Origin of the sequence: Flavobacterium zepuense, from assembly GCF_007097145.1 — a bacterium.
Taxonomy (GTDB): Bacteria; Bacteroidota; Bacteroidia; order Flavobacteriales; family Flavobacteriaceae; genus Flavobacterium; species Flavobacterium zepuense.
The window spans coordinates 107,483-123,035 of sequence record NZ_VJVZ01000001.1 but is presented as its reverse complement, the minus strand read 5'-3'; the positions used below and the strand labels follow the sequence as shown (position 1 = coordinate 123,035).

At 41.4% G+C, this 15,553-nt stretch carries 14 protein-coding genes and 1 pseudogene; 6 read left to right on the top strand and 9 right to left on the bottom strand.

The features are described from left to right. The first annotated feature begins 1 nt into the window (after position 1). The 6 genes and pseudogenes from FMM05_RS00610 to FMM05_RS21210 all read left to right on the top strand — a co-directional run bounded on the left by FMM05_RS00610 (position 2) and on the right by FMM05_RS21210 (position 4,923). Entirely contained in the window at positions 2–1,585 is a 1,584-nt protein-coding gene (locus FMM05_RS00610) for an FAD-dependent oxidoreductase (RefSeq protein WP_143371403.1), read from the top strand. 202 nt (positions 1,586–1,787) lie between these two features. Next, positions 1,788–2,774, top strand: a complete 987-nt coding sequence (locus tag FMM05_RS00605; protein WP_235894329.1) for a zinc-binding dehydrogenase — start codon at positions 1,788–1,790, stop codon at positions 2,772–2,774. A gap of 40 nt (positions 2,775–2,814) precedes the next feature. Then, on the top strand, positions 2,815–3,612 hold the full coding sequence (locus tag FMM05_RS00600; RefSeq protein WP_143371402.1) for an SDR family NAD(P)-dependent oxidoreductase: 798 nt from the start codon (positions 2,815–2,817) through the stop codon (positions 3,610–3,612). A gap of 60 nt (positions 3,613–3,672) precedes the next feature. Beyond that, positions 3,673–4,119 carry a hypothetical protein gene (locus tag FMM05_RS00595; RefSeq protein ID WP_143371401.1) on the top strand — a complete coding sequence of 149 codons (447 nt, stop codon included), beginning with the start codon at positions 3,673–3,675 and terminating at the stop codon, positions 4,117–4,119. A gap of 38 nt (positions 4,120–4,157) precedes the next feature. Continuing rightward, a complete protein-coding gene (locus tag FMM05_RS21215; protein ID WP_262711221.1) occupies positions 4,158–4,613 on the top strand; it encodes an SDR family NAD(P)-dependent oxidoreductase in 456 nt (151 codons plus the stop codon). A 31-nt stretch (positions 4,614–4,644) separates the two neighbouring features. After that, a pseudogene (locus tag FMM05_RS21210) lies at positions 4,645–4,923 on the top strand (SDR family NAD(P)-dependent oxidoreductase). 245 nt (positions 4,924–5,168) lie between these two features. Here the strand turns inward: FMM05_RS21210 and FMM05_RS21260 are convergent. The 9 genes from FMM05_RS21260 to FMM05_RS21250 all read right to left on the bottom strand — a co-directional run bounded on the left by FMM05_RS21260 (position 5,169) and on the right by FMM05_RS21250 (position 15,203). Further along, positions 5,169–5,378 carry an NAD(P)/FAD-dependent oxidoreductase gene (locus FMM05_RS21260; protein ID WP_317129550.1) on the bottom strand — a complete coding sequence of 70 codons (210 nt, stop codon included), beginning with the start codon at positions 5,376–5,378 and terminating at the stop codon, positions 5,169–5,171. Between the two features lie 92 nt (positions 5,379–5,470). Beyond that, positions 5,471–6,184: an NAD(P)/FAD-dependent oxidoreductase gene (locus FMM05_RS21255; RefSeq protein WP_317129549.1), complete on the bottom strand. Its 714-nt coding sequence runs from the start codon at positions 6,182–6,184 to the stop codon at positions 5,471–5,473. Positions 6,185–6,418: 234 nt separating this feature from the next. After that, complete coding sequence (locus FMM05_RS00575) at positions 6,419–8,032, bottom strand: sensor histidine kinase (RefSeq protein WP_143371400.1); 1,614 nt, start codon at positions 8,030–8,032, stop codon at positions 6,419–6,421. Positions 8,033–8,034: 2 nt separating this feature from the next. Further along, positions 8,035–9,051, bottom strand: a complete 1,017-nt coding sequence (locus FMM05_RS00570) for a SpoIIE family protein phosphatase (RefSeq protein WP_143371399.1) — start codon at positions 9,049–9,051, stop codon at positions 8,035–8,037. Next, positions 9,044–9,460 (bottom strand): anti-sigma regulatory factor, encoded by a 417-nt coding sequence (locus FMM05_RS00565; protein WP_235894328.1) that lies wholly within the window; start codon positions 9,458–9,460, stop codon positions 9,044–9,046. The genes FMM05_RS00570 and FMM05_RS00565 overlap by 8 nt, the downstream gene beginning before the upstream one ends. Next, positions 9,438–9,815, bottom strand: coding sequence for an STAS domain-containing protein (locus FMM05_RS00560; RefSeq protein WP_235894346.1), 378 nt, complete (start codon positions 9,813–9,815; stop codon positions 9,438–9,440). Before FMM05_RS00560 ends, FMM05_RS00565 begins: the two co-directional genes overlap by 23 nt. A gap of 27 nt (positions 9,816–9,842) precedes the next feature. Further along, on the bottom strand, positions 9,843–10,676 hold the full coding sequence (locus FMM05_RS00555; protein ID WP_235894327.1) for an STAS domain-containing protein: 834 nt from the start codon (positions 10,674–10,676) through the stop codon (positions 9,843–9,845). Between the two features lie 1,340 nt (positions 10,677–12,016). Further along, positions 12,017–12,889, bottom strand: a complete 873-nt coding sequence (locus FMM05_RS00550) for a T9SS type A sorting domain-containing protein (RefSeq protein WP_143371396.1) — start codon at positions 12,887–12,889, stop codon at positions 12,017–12,019. Positions 12,890–12,899: 10 nt separating this feature from the next. Beyond that, positions 12,900–15,203 (bottom strand): T9SS type B sorting domain-containing protein, encoded by a 2,304-nt coding sequence (locus FMM05_RS21250; protein WP_143371395.1) that lies wholly within the window; start codon positions 15,201–15,203, stop codon positions 12,900–12,902. Between the last annotated feature and the right edge of the window lie 350 nt (positions 15,204–15,553).

The following is a 15,553-nucleotide window of genomic DNA, read 5'->3' as shown; positions in this document are numbered from 1 at the left end:
CATGGAAAGTAAAGATCCTATAGAAGACAGGCTAACCAGTGGCAGCCACCGTTCGTACTGGAATGATACTGAGGCACCACTGGCGTATAAGAAGCTGGAAGGCGATATCACAACCGATGTCGTTATTATAGGTGGCGGCATTGCCGGGCTTACTACAGCCTATTGCCTTTCAAAATCAGGTAAAAAGGTTGTACTGCTTGAAGACGGGTACTTGGGCAGTGGCGAATCGGGCCGGACAACCGCCCAGATCACCTATGCCCTTGACGACCGTTATTACGACCTTGAAAACATATTCGGTGAAGAGAAGGCAAAGCTTGCTGCCCAAAGCCACCTCGATGCAGTATCATGGATCAAAGGGGCTGTATTTGCAGAAAGCATCGATTGCAATTTTAAAAGTGTGGACGGCTACCTTTTTTCCGACCCTACCGATAAAGAAGAAAACCTTGATAAAGAACGGGAAGCTACAGGGCGGTTTGGGCTGCCTACAGAAATGGTTGCACACATACCAGGCTTTCCGCAGGATAACAAGCAGCGTGCCATCCGGTTCCCTAACCAGGGGCAGTTCCATATACTCAAATACCTTAAAGGTTTAGCCGACGCGATAACGCGTATGGGTGGTGAAATATATACCGGTACACATGTGGATGAAATTGATAAAGCCGCTGCAAAAGCCAATGGTTTTACAGTTACCGCAAATCATATTGTTGTGGCGACCAACTCTCCGGTAAACGATATACTCACTATGCATACCAAACAGTTTGCCTACCGCAGCTATGTTATTGCAGCCAAAGTACCCAAAGGAACATTACCCTATGCCATGTGGTGGGATACCGGTAACCAGGAATCAAAGTGGGTGGCCAAGCCCTACCATTACGTGCGGCTCGAACCGTTTGATGATACTTTTGATTTACTCATTTCAGGGGGCGAAGACCACAAAACCGGGCAGGCCGATGAAGAGCATGTTACCGAAAAACAGCGCTATAATAACCTTATTGCGTGGACAAAATCCCACTTTCCTTATTTCACCGACATAGCGTACCAATGGTCCGGCCAGGTCATGGAGCCGGTTGACGGGCTTGCTTATATCGGCAAAAACCCGGGCGATGATAACATTTATATCATCACAGGCGATTCAGGAAACGGCATGACGCACGGCACATTGGGTGGGCTTATTATCAATGATATTATTATGGGCAACCCCAACCCATATATAGCGCTTTACGACCCTTCGCGTATTACCCTCCATACAGGCCTTGATTTCGTAAAAGAAGTAGGCAACATGGGTTACAAAATGGTCAAGGACTGGGTAGCATCGGGCGATATAAAAGATGTATCTGAGCTTCAGCCGGGGCAGGGTGCTATCCTCTCTAAAGGCCTGAAAAAAATTGCCGTGTATAAAGATGATGATAATGTGGTGCACTCCTGTTCGGCCGTATGCCCGCACCTGGGTGGTGTGCTGCAATGGAACGATGATGAAAAATCATTCGACTGCCCGCTGCACGGATCCAGGTTTACCGCTCTGGGCACTGTTATAAATGGCCCGGCGATAACAAACCTTCCCACAGTAGCATTGAAAGACAATTAATGAACATATAAAAATCAACTTATGAAAGCAGCAGTAATCCATTCACCGGGAAAAATAACCTGTGACAACATCGACGACCCAAAACTTCAAAATTCTGATAACATTTCCTTAAGGTAACGTCAACCGCCATTTGTGGGTCTGACCTCCATATCTATTCGGGAGGTATCCCCAGCCGCGCCCGATGGTATTAGGGCATGAGTTTATGGGAATTATTGAGGAAGTAGGCAAAAACGTAACCCATCTTAAAGTGGGCGACCGTGTTATCGTGCCGTTTCCGATTGCCTGTGGTTCTTGTTTTTTCTGTAACCACGAACTACCGGGGCATTGCGAAAACAGTAACCCTGACCATTACGGCCCTGAAGGTGGCGTGCTGACCGAAAAAGGCGGTGCCCTGTTTGGCTATACCGACTTGTATGGGGGCTATGATGGTGGCCAGGCACAATATGTGCGTGTGCCGTATGCTAATTTTGGCCCACGTGTGGTGCCTGATAACCTGACCGATGAACAGGTGCTCTTCCTTACAGATATCTTTCCTACAGGTTATAGTGGCATTAATCGGGCTGAGGTAAAAGGAGGTGAAACAGTGGCCATTTTTGGTTCAGGGCCGGTAGGCATTATGGCCGCAAAAAGCGCGTGGCTGCGCGGTGCAGCAAGGGTTGTGATTGTAGATACCGTGCAATACCGATTAGACAAGGCAAAAGAAACTGCAGGTTGCGAGACCATACTATGGGAAGACGGCGCTAAAGATGTGGTAGAGCAGATACGTGCCATAACCAACGGCCGCGGCGCAGATGTGTGTGTAGATGCCGTAGGCTTTGAGCCCTACAGGAGTTTCTTGGACAGGGCTAAGGCCGTAGTAAACCTTGAAAAAGGCTCGGTCAAAGTGCTGGAGGCGTGTATGAGCGCTGTGCGCCGAGGCGGTATCGTTTCAGTTTTAGGGGTTTATCCTACCTATTATGATAATTTCCCCGTAGGGCAGTTCTTTGACAAAGGCATCATCCTGAAAGGTGGCCAGGCCCCCGCCCATAAGCATATAGATAAACTGCTGGGTTATGTTCAGGAAGGAAAAGTAAAATTAGACGATATCATAACCCATAGGCTTCCGCTTACCGAGATATTGCACGCGTACGATATCTTTAAAAAGAAAGAAGACGGCTGCGTTAAGGTAGTACTTGATCCTTGGGCGTAATAATTATTGAAAGATTTAAAATCTAAAAAAAATCAGGAATATGTCAGATATAAATAAATATGCACTCATTACGGGTGCCACAAATGGAATAGGCTATGAGCTGGCAAAACTTTTTGCCAATGATAAATACAATCTAGTGATCGTTGCACGGAGCGAGGCAGAACTTCAGGCTAAAGCACAGGAATTCAGGAGTTATGGTGTTGAAGTTGTCACCATTGCCAAAGACCTGTTTAAAAGCGAAGATGCCTTTGCACTATGCCAAGAAATACAAAGTAAAGGCATACAGGTAGATGTATTGGTAAACAATGCGGGCCAAGGTGTTTACGGACTGTTTAAAGATACCGATATTGATCGTGAACTTGATATTATCAGCCTAAATATTGCTTCCACCATCATTTTAACCAAGCATTTTGTAAAAGAAATGGTGGCACGTAACAGCGGTAAAATATTAAACCTTGTATCTATTGCCAGTGAAGTACCGGGGCCATGGCAGTCAGTGTACCATGCAACAAAAGCATTTGTACTGTCGTTTTCTGAAGCGCTCCGCTCAGAATTAAAGGATACTGAAATTACCGTTACGGCGCTTCAGCCGGGCGCTACGGATACCGACTTTTTTAATAAAGCAGATATGCAAAGCAGTAAGGCAGTCCTGGATAGGGAAGCACTGTCTGACCCTGCTGATGTAGCCAAAGATGGCTATGAAGCCCTTATGGCCGGTAAAGACAAAGTGGTTTCCGGGTTTAAGAATAAAGTACAGGTGGCGCTGGGTAACATTACCCCTGATACTATATTGGCCGAGCAGACCAAAAAGCAGCAGGAACCCATAGAAAAGTTGTAGTAGGTTTCAGGAAGCCTGGGCGGTAATTGCCGGGATTCTTCATATCTAATAAGAAAAATTATGAGTAAGATAAAAAATTTATTGGCGGGATTAGGCGGCGCTATTGTGTTGAATATAATCCATGAGAGCCTTAAAAAGAAAGGTCCGGATATGCCGCGTGTTGACCTGGTAGGAGAGGAGGCACTCCAGAAATCGCTTAATTACTTAGGCACATCAATAGATGATGACGCTACCTTGTATAAGGTTACCCTTGCCGGCGATGTAATTAGCAATGCCTTATATTACAGCCTGATAGGCGGGGGAAGTTATAAGCACATCTGGACATGGGCCGTATTTTACGGCCTTTCAGGCGGCATCGGGGCAGTTACTTTGCCCGAGCCTGCAGGCCTTGACCCGGAGCCTGTAAATAAAGCGCAGAAAACCAAGGTACTTACAGTTGCCTATTACCTTGCTGGGGCATTGGTAACAGGAGCAATACTGAAAGCTGTTGTAAAAAAAGACGAGTAATTATCTGATTGCTTTAAACTAATTAAATCTGAAATATTATGAGTACAGATAACACAATGAGCCGCCGCAAGGCAATAGGCAGCATGGGTGCCGTACTGGCTACAACAATTGTTAGCCCTGCGCTGGCCGGTGGGCTTACAAATACTGATATACCATCTGGTACAGCACCCGAGGACCCAACTACAAAATATGTTAGGCCACCCTTTAAAGAGCAAACCCAGCCCTGGCCGGGACTGGTAAGCAAGATGGATCCGAGGCCGGACCATGGCGAAAAAAGCTATAAAGGTTCCGGTAGGCTTAAAGGTCGTAAGGCGCTGATTACTGGTGACGACTCCGGTATGGGCAGGGCAGCGGCCATTGCCTATGCACGGGAAGGCGCGGATGTGGCTATTAATTATTATCCTACTGAGGAAGAAGATGCAAAAGAAGTAATTGCCCTTATTAAGGCAGAAGGGCGTAAGGGCATAGCAATTTCCTGGCGATTTGCGCGATGAGGCCTTTTGTAAAAAGCTGGTTGAGGATGCTGTGAAAGCGCTGGGCGGGCTGGATATACTGGTTAATAACGCGGCACGTCAGCAAACACAGGAGTCTATATAGGATATAACTTCAGAAGCTTTTGATGCTACCATGAAAACCAATATTTACGCTCCATTCTGGATCACAAAAGCGGCGCTTCCGCACTTAAAGCCGGGAGCATCCATAATTGGTACGTCCTCACAACAGGCGTACGACCCAAGCGCAGAGCTGTATGATTATGCACAGACAAAGGCAGCGACAACCAGTTATGTTGCTTTACCCCGCTAAGCGTAAGGCTGTTTCCTCCCAATAGCCGGTTTATGCCGGCAATTTTATCGAGCGCATCACGCAACTCTTCACCCTGTAGCGAAAAGTCGTCCATTATCTCGGTTTCCTGAGTCCGGTATTTTGTGGTTATGGCCATTAATCGGTTGCTATAGGTTTGCCATGCGTTTGTTTAATTAGTAATGAAAGCAATCCGGGCAGTGCTACGGTAATATTTACTAAAGCATTTGTTACTAATTCATTGCGTATCAGTTTTGCCAGGATACGGCCCATAAACATCCGTTTGCCAAAATGCTTTTTCCATTGCTGTGCATATTTTTCTTCAAGGGCTTTGCGGGATGGTAATTTCCCGGAATTATACTCAGCACCAGCTCAGCCGCAATTTTAGCGCTGTGCAGTGCCATTGCCATACCGTTGCCGCAAAGCGGATGTATAAGGCCAGCGGTATCGCCTATCATAAGTATGTGGTTTTCTATAGGCTGCTTTTTATCGAAGGATACCTGGCTTATGGTAAGTGGCTTATCAAAGGGGGAGTGGCATGCTCTAAAACCTATTTAAGGTGCTTGTCTTTATAAAGCACGTTATGATGGTAATCATCAATATTCTTATATTTTTTAAAGGAGGCATAATCAGCCAGGTAGCAAATGTTTATCACGTTATTTTCAACTTTAGATATGCCGCAATAACCACCCTTAAAGTTGTACAGGGCTACAATATCAGCATTAAAACTGCCCGAATAATGCGCCTTTACAGCCAGCCATGTCGATTTTTTAGTGATAAATCCCCTCGAAAACACCTGGTCGATATTCGACCGTTTGCCGTAAGCGCCAAATACTATTTTAGCGTGTAAAACCTGATTTGAAATGGCAACTGTAAATGTATTGTCTGCTAAAGTTACATCGATTACCGTTTCTTTAAGGATATTGCATCCGTTTGCTATGGCTTTTTGGTATAAAAAATTATCGAGTGCATAGCGGCTTACACCAATACCGCCCAACGGAAGTTCTGATTTTGTAATTTTCCCGCTGCGAGTAGTAAATTCAAAATTGTTGATTTTTGCAGGCTGTAGCTGCAGAACATCGGCGCCAAGCCATTGCAGGTAGGGCAAAATTTCGTTAGAAATGTATTCTCCGCATACTTTATGCCTTGAGTAGCCCGATTTTTCTATAAGTGTAACCTTTAACCCCTTTTGCGATAGATGTATAGCGCCCGCCAGGCCTGCCAAGCCACCACCAATTATTACCACATTAGGATTTGTTGCCATACAGGCAATTTAGCAATAAAACCTGTAACAGGAGGTATGCCCCGGCATATTAGCTTTTATTTAATAAAAGACACCATAAGGAGTATCCGGGCCTTCGCCACCCTGCTATACTTTACTCTTTGTCTTGAAGCATTTAGTGAAACTAAAGCTTTCGATATCTCATGGAACTAAAGTAATGCCATTAAGAGAATACTTAAATAACCGGTAAGGGTTTGCAGGTGCTAATATTTGTTACTAAGACAATGGCAGATAAGCAGATACCTTGGTGCCTCTTCCGGGCTCACTTTCAATTTCCATAAAGCCGCCGTGATTTTGAACTATCTTTTTACACAAAGCCAGGCCTATGCCTGTTCCCTCATATACGTTTTGAGGATGCAATCGCTTAAAGATTATAAATAGTTTGTCTATATGCTGTTGCTCAATACCTATACCATTATCTGAAATTGAAATTTTATAATAGGTGCCAGCCACTTCCTTATTAGAAACATCCACAATTTCACTGGCAATTTTTATTGAAGGCTGAAGGTTGACAAACTTTAAGGAGTTACCAATTATATTATAAAAAAGCTGGCTTATTTGTACAGGTATTCCCTTAATTACCGGAAGATTTTCCGTTTCTATTTTTGCTTGTTTTTCCTTAATTAAAAACTCAAAATCGTTTATTACGTCGTTCAGGATTTCATTAAGGTCAACTAGAACAAACATATCGGTTTCTACAGTAAGCCTTGAATAATTTAGAACATCTTTAATAAGCCTGGACATACGTTCAGCAGCGGCATTAATTTTTGGGAAATAAAGTTTTTCCTTATCGTCCTGGGTTAAATTACGTTCTGCAAGAGATGTAAAATTTCTTATTTTTCGCAAAGGTTCCTGTAGATCATGGCTGGCAATATACGCAAACTGTTCAAGTTCCCTGTTTTTTGCTGATAGCTCTTTATTAGAAGCCTTTAGGTTCTCCTGCGTAGCCTTTAACTCCCGATTATCCTTTAATGTTTCTTCAATAATTTTTTGCGCATTTATATCAAACATAGAAATTATATATCCGGATATGTCTCCTCTATCATCAGTATTGGGCATAATAGATACCATATACCAAACATAAGATTCTTTAACACGGAGCCTTGCCTGGCTCGTAAATTGTACCTTTCTTTTCTGAACAGCTTCCCATCCTTTTATAATTGCCTGACTTTCTTCAATATGAAATATTTTCTCTAAATTTGCTGCATTAAAAGCCGTAAAGTTACGGCCAAGTATTTGTTCAAGCCTTTTATTGGCTAATGTAATTACACCGGAACCCGACACTGAAAAAACGATCATTGGTATTGTATCGGTCAACTGCTTATAATTGCTTTCACTTTCGCTAAGCTTTTCAGAAAGTTCTATGAGCTGGATGTTTTTTTTGCGCAATTCATCGTAGGGCGAAAGCGGGGTTTCCCTTTGAAAATACTCTATGAATGAGGTTATACGGGATTCTGTTATTACTCCTGAGTAAGGTACCGGGAGCGTAAGGTGTATTTGATAAACCCCGTTAATGAGCTCAGTGCTAACACTCTTAGACAAACGCACCGCATAGGCATAGGCTTCCGGATTACATTCCGCTAAATTAACATCGTCGTATATAACAGCTTTTAGTTCTTTTTTGCCGCCGCTTAAAAAATTGATGCCCAGAACCACATAGGAATTTTTTCCATAAGCGATGGAGCAACGGGCAATTTCAGACACTGCCGTTGCAAAGCGGGTTTGCAATGATGTAATAAGGCCGCATAATTCAGATAGTTTCATAGCCCTTTTATGTGCTAAGATTAAATCCATCTCATTATCCAGCCGTATGCTAACAACATCCTTCATAATTATAAATTTATTTTTGCTGCAAATACAGTCATGTCATCATTATGGCGGGCGTTATCTTTATATAATGCTGCTGCTATAATATTAGGTTCATGTTTTAAAATACCCGGCATGTCAATAAGATTCCATCGTGTTTTTAACCCGTCAGAATGCATTATCAGGGTCTGGTATTTTTCAAGTTCCATGACTGAGTTATTGAGTGTGCGCGGTATATTATGGCCTACAATACCATTATATGGCGTATAATTTTTTGCAGATAGCCCTGTATATAAAACAGTAGATATGTTACCAACGCCACACATAAGCCATTTTTGGGTACTGTAGTCAAGATACGCAACTGTTGCTACCAGCCCCCTTGTTTTTTTTACATTTTCGTGTATATGGCGCAGCACATCAATAGGGCTGGAGTGCCTGCATTCTTTAAAAGCACTAATGGCTTCCTGTACCGCTTCATGAGCATTTATACCATGCCCCAGGCCGTCACCCATTAAAAACTGTATTCCGGTACTCATTTTCTTAATATGAAAACCATCTCCACACACTATTTCTCCGGGATAGCAAACCTTTACCGCACCTAAATTTATTGGATTGGGCTTAGTAAAAGCTTCACTTATTTTAAGATATACTTTGCTGTATACCACCGTACCCCAGTCTGGTAATGTAAATATGGATGAATCGTCGCTCAGGCGCTCAATGGCACCCAAACCCTGGCCTAATGTTGCGGATGAGGAAATCCCATCCTGCATCATCCGTGAAAGGTTTTGAATCCCTTTACCCTTATCCAGGCAATATATTTCAAAAAAAATACCTTTTTCATCATTACTTACACGATACAGCAATTCTCCTGTTTCGGCAAATTTTATCAGATTTGAGGTAAGTTCAGATACAATAATATCTATTTCTCCCACTTTTGCAGGGCTAAAGCCAGAACCGGTGACTAAATTATGTATTTCTCTCTTAATGAATGATACATAACTCCTGTCGTCTATTTTATAACTAACCAAAACGGTATCATCCATTTTTCCATTTTATTATGGTAACCGTTGTGCCTTCACCAACTGTAGATTGTATATTAAATTCATTTACCAGCCTTTTTGTTCCGGGCAGGCCAAGCCCGAGGCTTTTACCTGTACTAAATCCGTCCTGCATGGCAAGGCTAAGATCTGCTATACCCGGCCCCTTATCTGAAAAGACCAGCCGCACCCCGTTTTCCCTGCCATTATTTACAGCCTCTATTGCTACAGTACCGCCGCCGCCATATTTTAAAAGGTTACGCACGAGCTCACTTGCTGCAGTTATAAGCTTAGTCTGGTTTAAAATACCCATACCCGTCTTAACTGCGGCATCTTTAACCTTGTTTCGAAACGGGACCACGTCCTGTTCTTTTACAATAAGAAAATCCTCTTTACTCAGTGTCGTTGTCATCATCGTCATCGCTTTGCCCGTCACTTAATAAAATTTTAGAACGCAGTAGTTCCATACCTTTTTCAACATTAAGTGCAGTAGCGACCCCGGTAAGTGTAAGGCCCAGTTCAACCAAAGTCATAGCCACGGCAGGCTGCATACCTACAATTACCGACTGGGCTCCCATAATCCTGGACATAGCGCCAATGTTGCCGAGGATACGGCCCATAAAAGAATCGATGATTGAGACCGAAGAGATATCAATTAATACGCCTTTTGAATTATGTTTTTTTACGGCATTTACAAGATCCGTCTCAAGGTTTTCTGCGAGCTGGTCGTATAAATCTACTTGGATGGTGACAAGAAGAAAGTCACCCATCTTTAAAATAGGAATTCTATCCATTAATTAATTATTTATAAACTTCCCTTTTTTATTTACTTCCAGTTTTAGCATGCCAAAAGCTGTTTGCAGTGCGCTTGCTAAGGTAGACTTAGTAATTATATTAGACAGGTCTATTCCTAAATGTACAATAATTTGCGCGATTTCAGGCCTTATACCACTAATAATACATTCGGCGCCTAATAGCCTCGTGGCGCTAACAGTTTTAATTAAATGCTGTGCAACCAATGAATCTACTGCCGGTACGCCGGAAATGTCTAAAATTGCTATAGTGCTGCCGGTGTCAACAATTTGCTGTAAAAGATTTTCCATTACTACCTGGGTACGGGCACTGTCTAAAGTACCGATAATGGGCAGGGCAACAACACCATCCCAAACCTGGATTACAGGAGTAGAAATCTCAGTGATTTCATCCGTCTGGCGTGAAATAATATCTTCACGGCCTTTAATATATCCTTCAAATGTCAGTATAGTCATATTATCTATGATCTTGCTTATTTTAAGGCTCTCTGCATAAAGTACGGCCGGGTCATTAAATTCATTTGAAAGCACTTCTAATAAGGCTTCCTTAAAACTTAATAAATAGGTTCCAGTTTCTCTTGGAGAAAATCCTCTTTTTGCCCTTGACACTGATATACCAAGTAATGTTTCTTTTACTTTGTCAAAGCCCTTAGAGTTTTGGTCTTCTACAGTTGAATCGCTAAGCGCATTCAAAAAAGACGCTGCAAAATCTTCAGAATCCTCCTTTTGGTCATCGGCATTAAAATAACTGTCTTCAGCTTTTTGCTTGGCAGTCCAAAGTTCAAGGATGGCGTCTTTTTTTTCTTTTAAAATCTTCACTGACTGATTTGTGTTCATTACTATTTGAAAGTTTCTAAATTGGTTAACAATAATTGACTTAGGGTTACCTTTTATTTAGGTATGCGCATTGCTAACAAATATAATGTTTTTAACACCACAATAAATTATGTTTTCGTTCTAAAATGGTATAATATTATCGTTACTGAAAAACAGCAATGGTAAATTAAAGCGGTTTTAGCCATGTGTACAATTCCTTTGCCCAAATTTAGTTGTTAGGGTTAAGAGTGTATTAACCCCCACCACCATAATAATGCTGAGTTTAAGCAAGGATACTAATTTTATTCTGTATGCTATTTGTGCTTATTTTAAATCTACTTACCTATCTACTCTACACAATATATTTTGTGAACTATACATTGTCAAAAATTAAATTATTAGCCAGAAAGTAGCTAAAAGGCCGTTGAGGTGAAACGCCTAAGCTTTTGTAATAAAAAGTGGGTTGGTATAAGAAATCACTTTGTATAAATACTATTGAAAGCATGAAATTCTTATGCTGAAGCGCATTTGCAAGGAAAGGCTACGATTTGCTATAAGGTACTTCTGTATCAAGTAACGAACGGAATATAGCAGAAAAAAAGAGTTTACCTGTGTTATTTAGACCTATCGAGAGAATAGTTTATTAACTTCGCCAGGGTGCGATCAATATGTTTTGATGAGAGTGACTTACCATAGTAGGTTTTATTAGGTTAATGCTAATTTAGTATTTTTTTTAACATATTATCTAACTATGATAATAAATTAAATTCATTGATTAGGCATAGCTTAATTCCATAAAGTTTTATAGTTTCAAACAGCAAAAAAGTGCCACGAGTATGCACAAAAATTTTAAGTGGTTTTGCAAGATTTGAAAGCCAATGTATATAAATCCATTGCAAAAGGCTGCTGTGTAGTTATTTATGTAATTTTTAAGGCTTTTTGACTTCTCGTTTGAATTGATGGATTCGAACCCTCAATCCCCGAGATTAATTCAATAAACACTGATTATAAATTAGTTATATAATTCAGCTAGGCATAAAAAAAACCGAACTTTTGGGTTCGGTTTTATTTCGCGGAGAGGGAGGGAAACGAACTTAGGGTCAAAATGCACCTTTACAGCACAGAAATCGACTTTGGTAACATGAGTGCCACAAAAGTGCCACAACACTTTCCTATCTCCGGTATCTTTTAAAGCTTCCTGTAAGGAAGCCGACTGATTTAAAGAACGTTATAATTCATAATGTAGAAATTTATAAATAAATCTGTGCATAAGTAAAAACTGAGGTATAATAATTTACCTTTCGCCTATAATTATCACCTTAAAGGCTACTCACGTTGGTCTTCTAATTGCGTTTGATAAACTTTATTGTACTTGTGTCCGTTTCATTAGTTAATCGCACAATATAAATGCCATTTTGAAGTGTCGCTATATCCATGCCATCCGGGGTATAAGTTTGCTCAAGTACAAGTTTACCAAATGTGTCGTATAATGCTGCGCTGCCTTCAAAATTTGAAATGAAAATTTTTTCAGAGGCAGGATTAGGGTACACTGTTACGTTACTTGCGTTGAATGCTTTGTTTGATAATGTATTCATTAATTGTAAATTATCTACCGTAAATATAGAACTAATACCATCTTCGTTAACAGACACATGAGAGGCAGACCAATCTTCCCAACTTATAGTAAGTATCGAACAATCCAGGCTTACCCTAATTGAATCGGGGATTTCATTATTGCTATAGGTTATAGGGCAGGTAAACAAAGTGTATGAGTCGGTGCCGGAAAGCGTTAGAGTCCCGGAGCCAATAGTAATATTGTCTTTCCAAAGAGATACATTCACTGTCGCGAAATCCTCCACAAGGGTTTCATTAGACACGTCCATTACCTGGTTCAGGGAATACTTATAATAGCCATTAAGCGCTTGCGGTCGTGAATTGATAGGTGCTCCTGTAATTGCCATAGCCTTATCGTTGTGGTGAAAGACACTTAACTTTATAGCAAAATTTCCTGATTGTGCATCCGTGGGTGCCGGGAAGTAAAATGGTGGGGCAACCCATAAGGGCATGCCGTTTGTGCACGTCCACCCTAAAGCATAGTTAGTAGTTTGCGGATTTTCGGGGCTGCTGGCCCAATATTCAAAATCAGGATTTAGAAGTTGTGCCGATACGGGAATGGATAGAAAGGCTGTAGCCATAAAAAGAAATAGTTTTTTCATAAGAGTGTAATTAATAGTTTGATATTGAATAATAATATTTATCTGACCATAGAAAAGTGGCCTTTATACTGGCGTCCGTCGTTCCTTTCAACAACAAACCAATAATCTGTAGCAGGAAGCGAACGACCATTAAGGTCCCGTCCCATCCGGTACTGTTACCTGCAAAGGTTGTAATGTATTTGCCATACCTGTCGAGTATAGTTACAGATAATCCCGGTTCATTCCAGGAATGCTTAATGCGCCACGTATCGTTTATCCCATCTCCGTTAGGCGTAAAGAATTTAGGATACATTAGTAACATAATCTCATCTATATCTAAACCACAGCCATTTTTATTGCGGGCATATACATTATAAATCCCGCTTTCCAGCCCGGTAAACTCAGGGCTGTCCTGATAAGTAATGCCGTTGAGCGAATATTCATAATTGCCTGAACCAGATACCGATATGCTTATAGTGTTATGGTTGTCTGTCCAGTCGCTACTGTGTATTTGCGTAATTATTGGCGCATCTGATACATATACCGTTATGGCCTTAGAGCTTTCGCACAGGCTGCCATTATTGTTTTCAGTGACGGTTAAGATGTAGTTGCCCGGCACATTTACATTTATAATACGGGCAGTGTCTCCAGTAGACCATAAATAAGTTTCAAATCCTTCCGGGGCGGTAAGCACCGCAGTGCTACCCTGACAAAAGGTATAGTTGTCCGGCATTGCTATTACCGGTTCGGGCGCAACAATAAGGTCAAAAGATGTGGTAGCATAGCATCCTGAGTGTTTATCTTCCATCCTTACATAAATAGTTTGCGGGTTACTGGTGTTAGCAAAATTTCCATCGAGGCTATCAGTGCCCGATTCAGCATACTCTAAAGTAGTATGGTAGGTTATAATGTACTCATTTGGATCCTGCGTGCCCAATATCGGTGCGTTTTGCGCTATAAGGTTAAATAGTGCAGTACCGTTATGATTCTCATCACAAAGGGCCATATTTGCAGGTTGTGTAATGGGCGGAATAGGCGACACTGTAATACTGGTCTGTGTTACCTTTGTTATTCCCTGCCGGTGTGCCGTGAGTTTTACGGTATAGGTGCCTGCAGCCTGATAAGTATGCACGGGGCTTACCTCGGCCGAAGTGTTGCCATCCCCAAATTCCCATAAGACAGACTCGAACTGTGTTGTAGAGGGATTGATTGAAAATGTTGCTACTTCCCCAATACACAGTGTCTGATTATCAAGTTTAATTTTAAAAACCGGGGAGAGTACTGTGTTAGGCAACCCGAAAGTGCTTAACCGCAAAAAGTCATTTCCTCCCAAGCTGACACCTTCTGCCTGGAAATTGCAACCGACACCAATAGTTTCGGGATTATTAATTACACTCACATAGTTTTGATCAATCCGGGCGGCGTATATTTTATTATCCGGTCCTCGCTGGATTGATCCAAACCCTACGCCGATAATTATGACGATCCCGGAAGCCGCAATATCATTGGCCAGTAAGTCATATTGATTTAGGTGTGGCCCGGACGTTGTATATAATACATTTCCTGAAGCCGAAAATTCCACGCCATAATCATAACCACCGGTAGCTGTCAATTGAATGGGATTCGATATTACACCAGTAGCGTTGTTGAAGTCAAAAACCTGCGTGCCATTAGGTATAGCGTTTCGGGTAAAGGCTATTTTAGATCCATCTGGGGATATCTTTACAGACCCCATGCCAACGGCATCAGGAATCAAAACAGATGAACTGATGACGGGACTTGAAGATACACCACCTGTAGTCACAAGATAAGTATAAAAAAGATTGAAATTATAACTATGGGCAACTACCCAGATATCTTCCCCATTGTTGTGCCATGTGGTATTTATGCATTCAGCAGCTGGAGCCTGAAGTAAGTTGTTTTTATTGATTACTGCGCCCAAGCCACTATTAATCCCCAAATCAATAGTAGAATACCTAAAACCAGAAGTTCCACCTGCCGGTACAGTAAATACATAGTATTGCTGTTGGCTTCCAGGCTTAGGAATTATAATTGCAGACTGGGTAGAAGATTCATGCCCCATGAGGTCATTACCATTTTCCATAATCTGATGATCTTTGTTCCAAATAGTAACTCCATCTGTATAAAACAATAAGTCTCCATTATTATCGGAAATTGAGGCAGTGCCCTCTATAGTGTTAATCTGCCCATCGGTAAGCGCCAAAGGTGCACCGCCATTAAAATCAAGCCCGGCGTGGTAGCCAAAATACCAAATATTATGCTCCTGCGCCTGTGTGTAACTAGTGAACAATAGTAAGATTATAATCGTTTTCATAACCGCGTAGTTTTATAATGGTGAAACTACAGTGTGTTATACTAACAGGAGTTATGAAAATACCAGTTTTACTTATGAATTTTAATTAATTCAAGTTGTTAGTTAATAGATTTGTTTAATTGTAATCCAAACACAAAAAAAGTCAATTTTATTAGAAAGCCTTTCCAATTCCTTATAAAATATCATCAATAAAATAAAAATTGAAATAATTTTATCCCTTGTAAGCGCATCATACATACAGTTAGCAGAAACCTTACGAGCGTCCTTGCTTACATCAAACTGACGCGCATTAAAAAGAACTTTTTTGCCAAATGGTAAATAAGCACCAATCTTAAAATTTCACCTTTGCA

Bases quoted from the DNA above. Each gene is read 5' to 3' on its own strand.
- FMM05_RS00610 (WP_143371403.1), top strand. From the start codon at position 2: ATGGAAAGTAAAGATCCTATAGAAGACAGGCTAACCAGTGGCAGCCAC.
- FMM05_RS00605 (WP_235894329.1), top strand. From the start codon at position 1,788: ATGGGAATTATTGAGGAAGTAGGCAAAAACGTAACCCATCTTAAAGTG.
- FMM05_RS00600 (WP_143371402.1), top strand. From the start codon at position 2,815: ATGTCAGATATAAATAAATATGCACTCATTACGGGTGCCACAAATGGA.
- FMM05_RS00595 (WP_143371401.1), top strand. From the start codon at position 3,673: ATGAGTAAGATAAAAAATTTATTGGCGGGATTAGGCGGCGCTATTGTG.
- FMM05_RS21215 (WP_262711221.1), top strand. From the start codon at position 4,158: ATGAGTACAGATAACACAATGAGCCGCCGCAAGGCAATAGGCAGCATG.
- FMM05_RS21260 (WP_317129550.1), bottom strand. From the start codon at position 5,378: ATGATAGGCGATACCGCTGGCCTTATACATCCGCTTTGCGGCAACGGT.
- FMM05_RS21255 (WP_317129549.1), bottom strand. From the start codon at position 6,184: ATGGCAACAAATCCTAATGTGGTAATAATTGGTGGTGGCTTGGCAGGC.
- FMM05_RS00575 (WP_143371400.1), bottom strand. From the start codon at position 8,032: ATGAAGGATGTTGTTAGCATACGGCTGGATAATGAGATGGATTTAATC.
- FMM05_RS00570 (WP_143371399.1), bottom strand. From the start codon at position 9,051: ATGGATGATACCGTTTTGGTTAGTTATAAAATAGACGACAGGAGTTAT.
- FMM05_RS00565 (WP_235894328.1), bottom strand. From the start codon at position 9,460: ATGATGACAACGACACTGAGTAAAGAGGATTTTCTTATTGTAAAAGAA.
- FMM05_RS00560 (WP_235894346.1), bottom strand. From the start codon at position 9,815: ATGGGTGACTTTCTTCTTGTCACCATCCAAGTAGATTTATACGACCAG.
- FMM05_RS00550 (WP_143371396.1), bottom strand. From the start codon at position 12,889: ATGAAAAAACTATTTCTTTTTATGGCTACAGCCTTTCTATCCATTCCC.
- FMM05_RS21250 (WP_143371395.1), bottom strand. From the start codon at position 15,203: ATGAAAACGATTATAATCTTACTATTGTTCACTAGTTACACACAGGCG.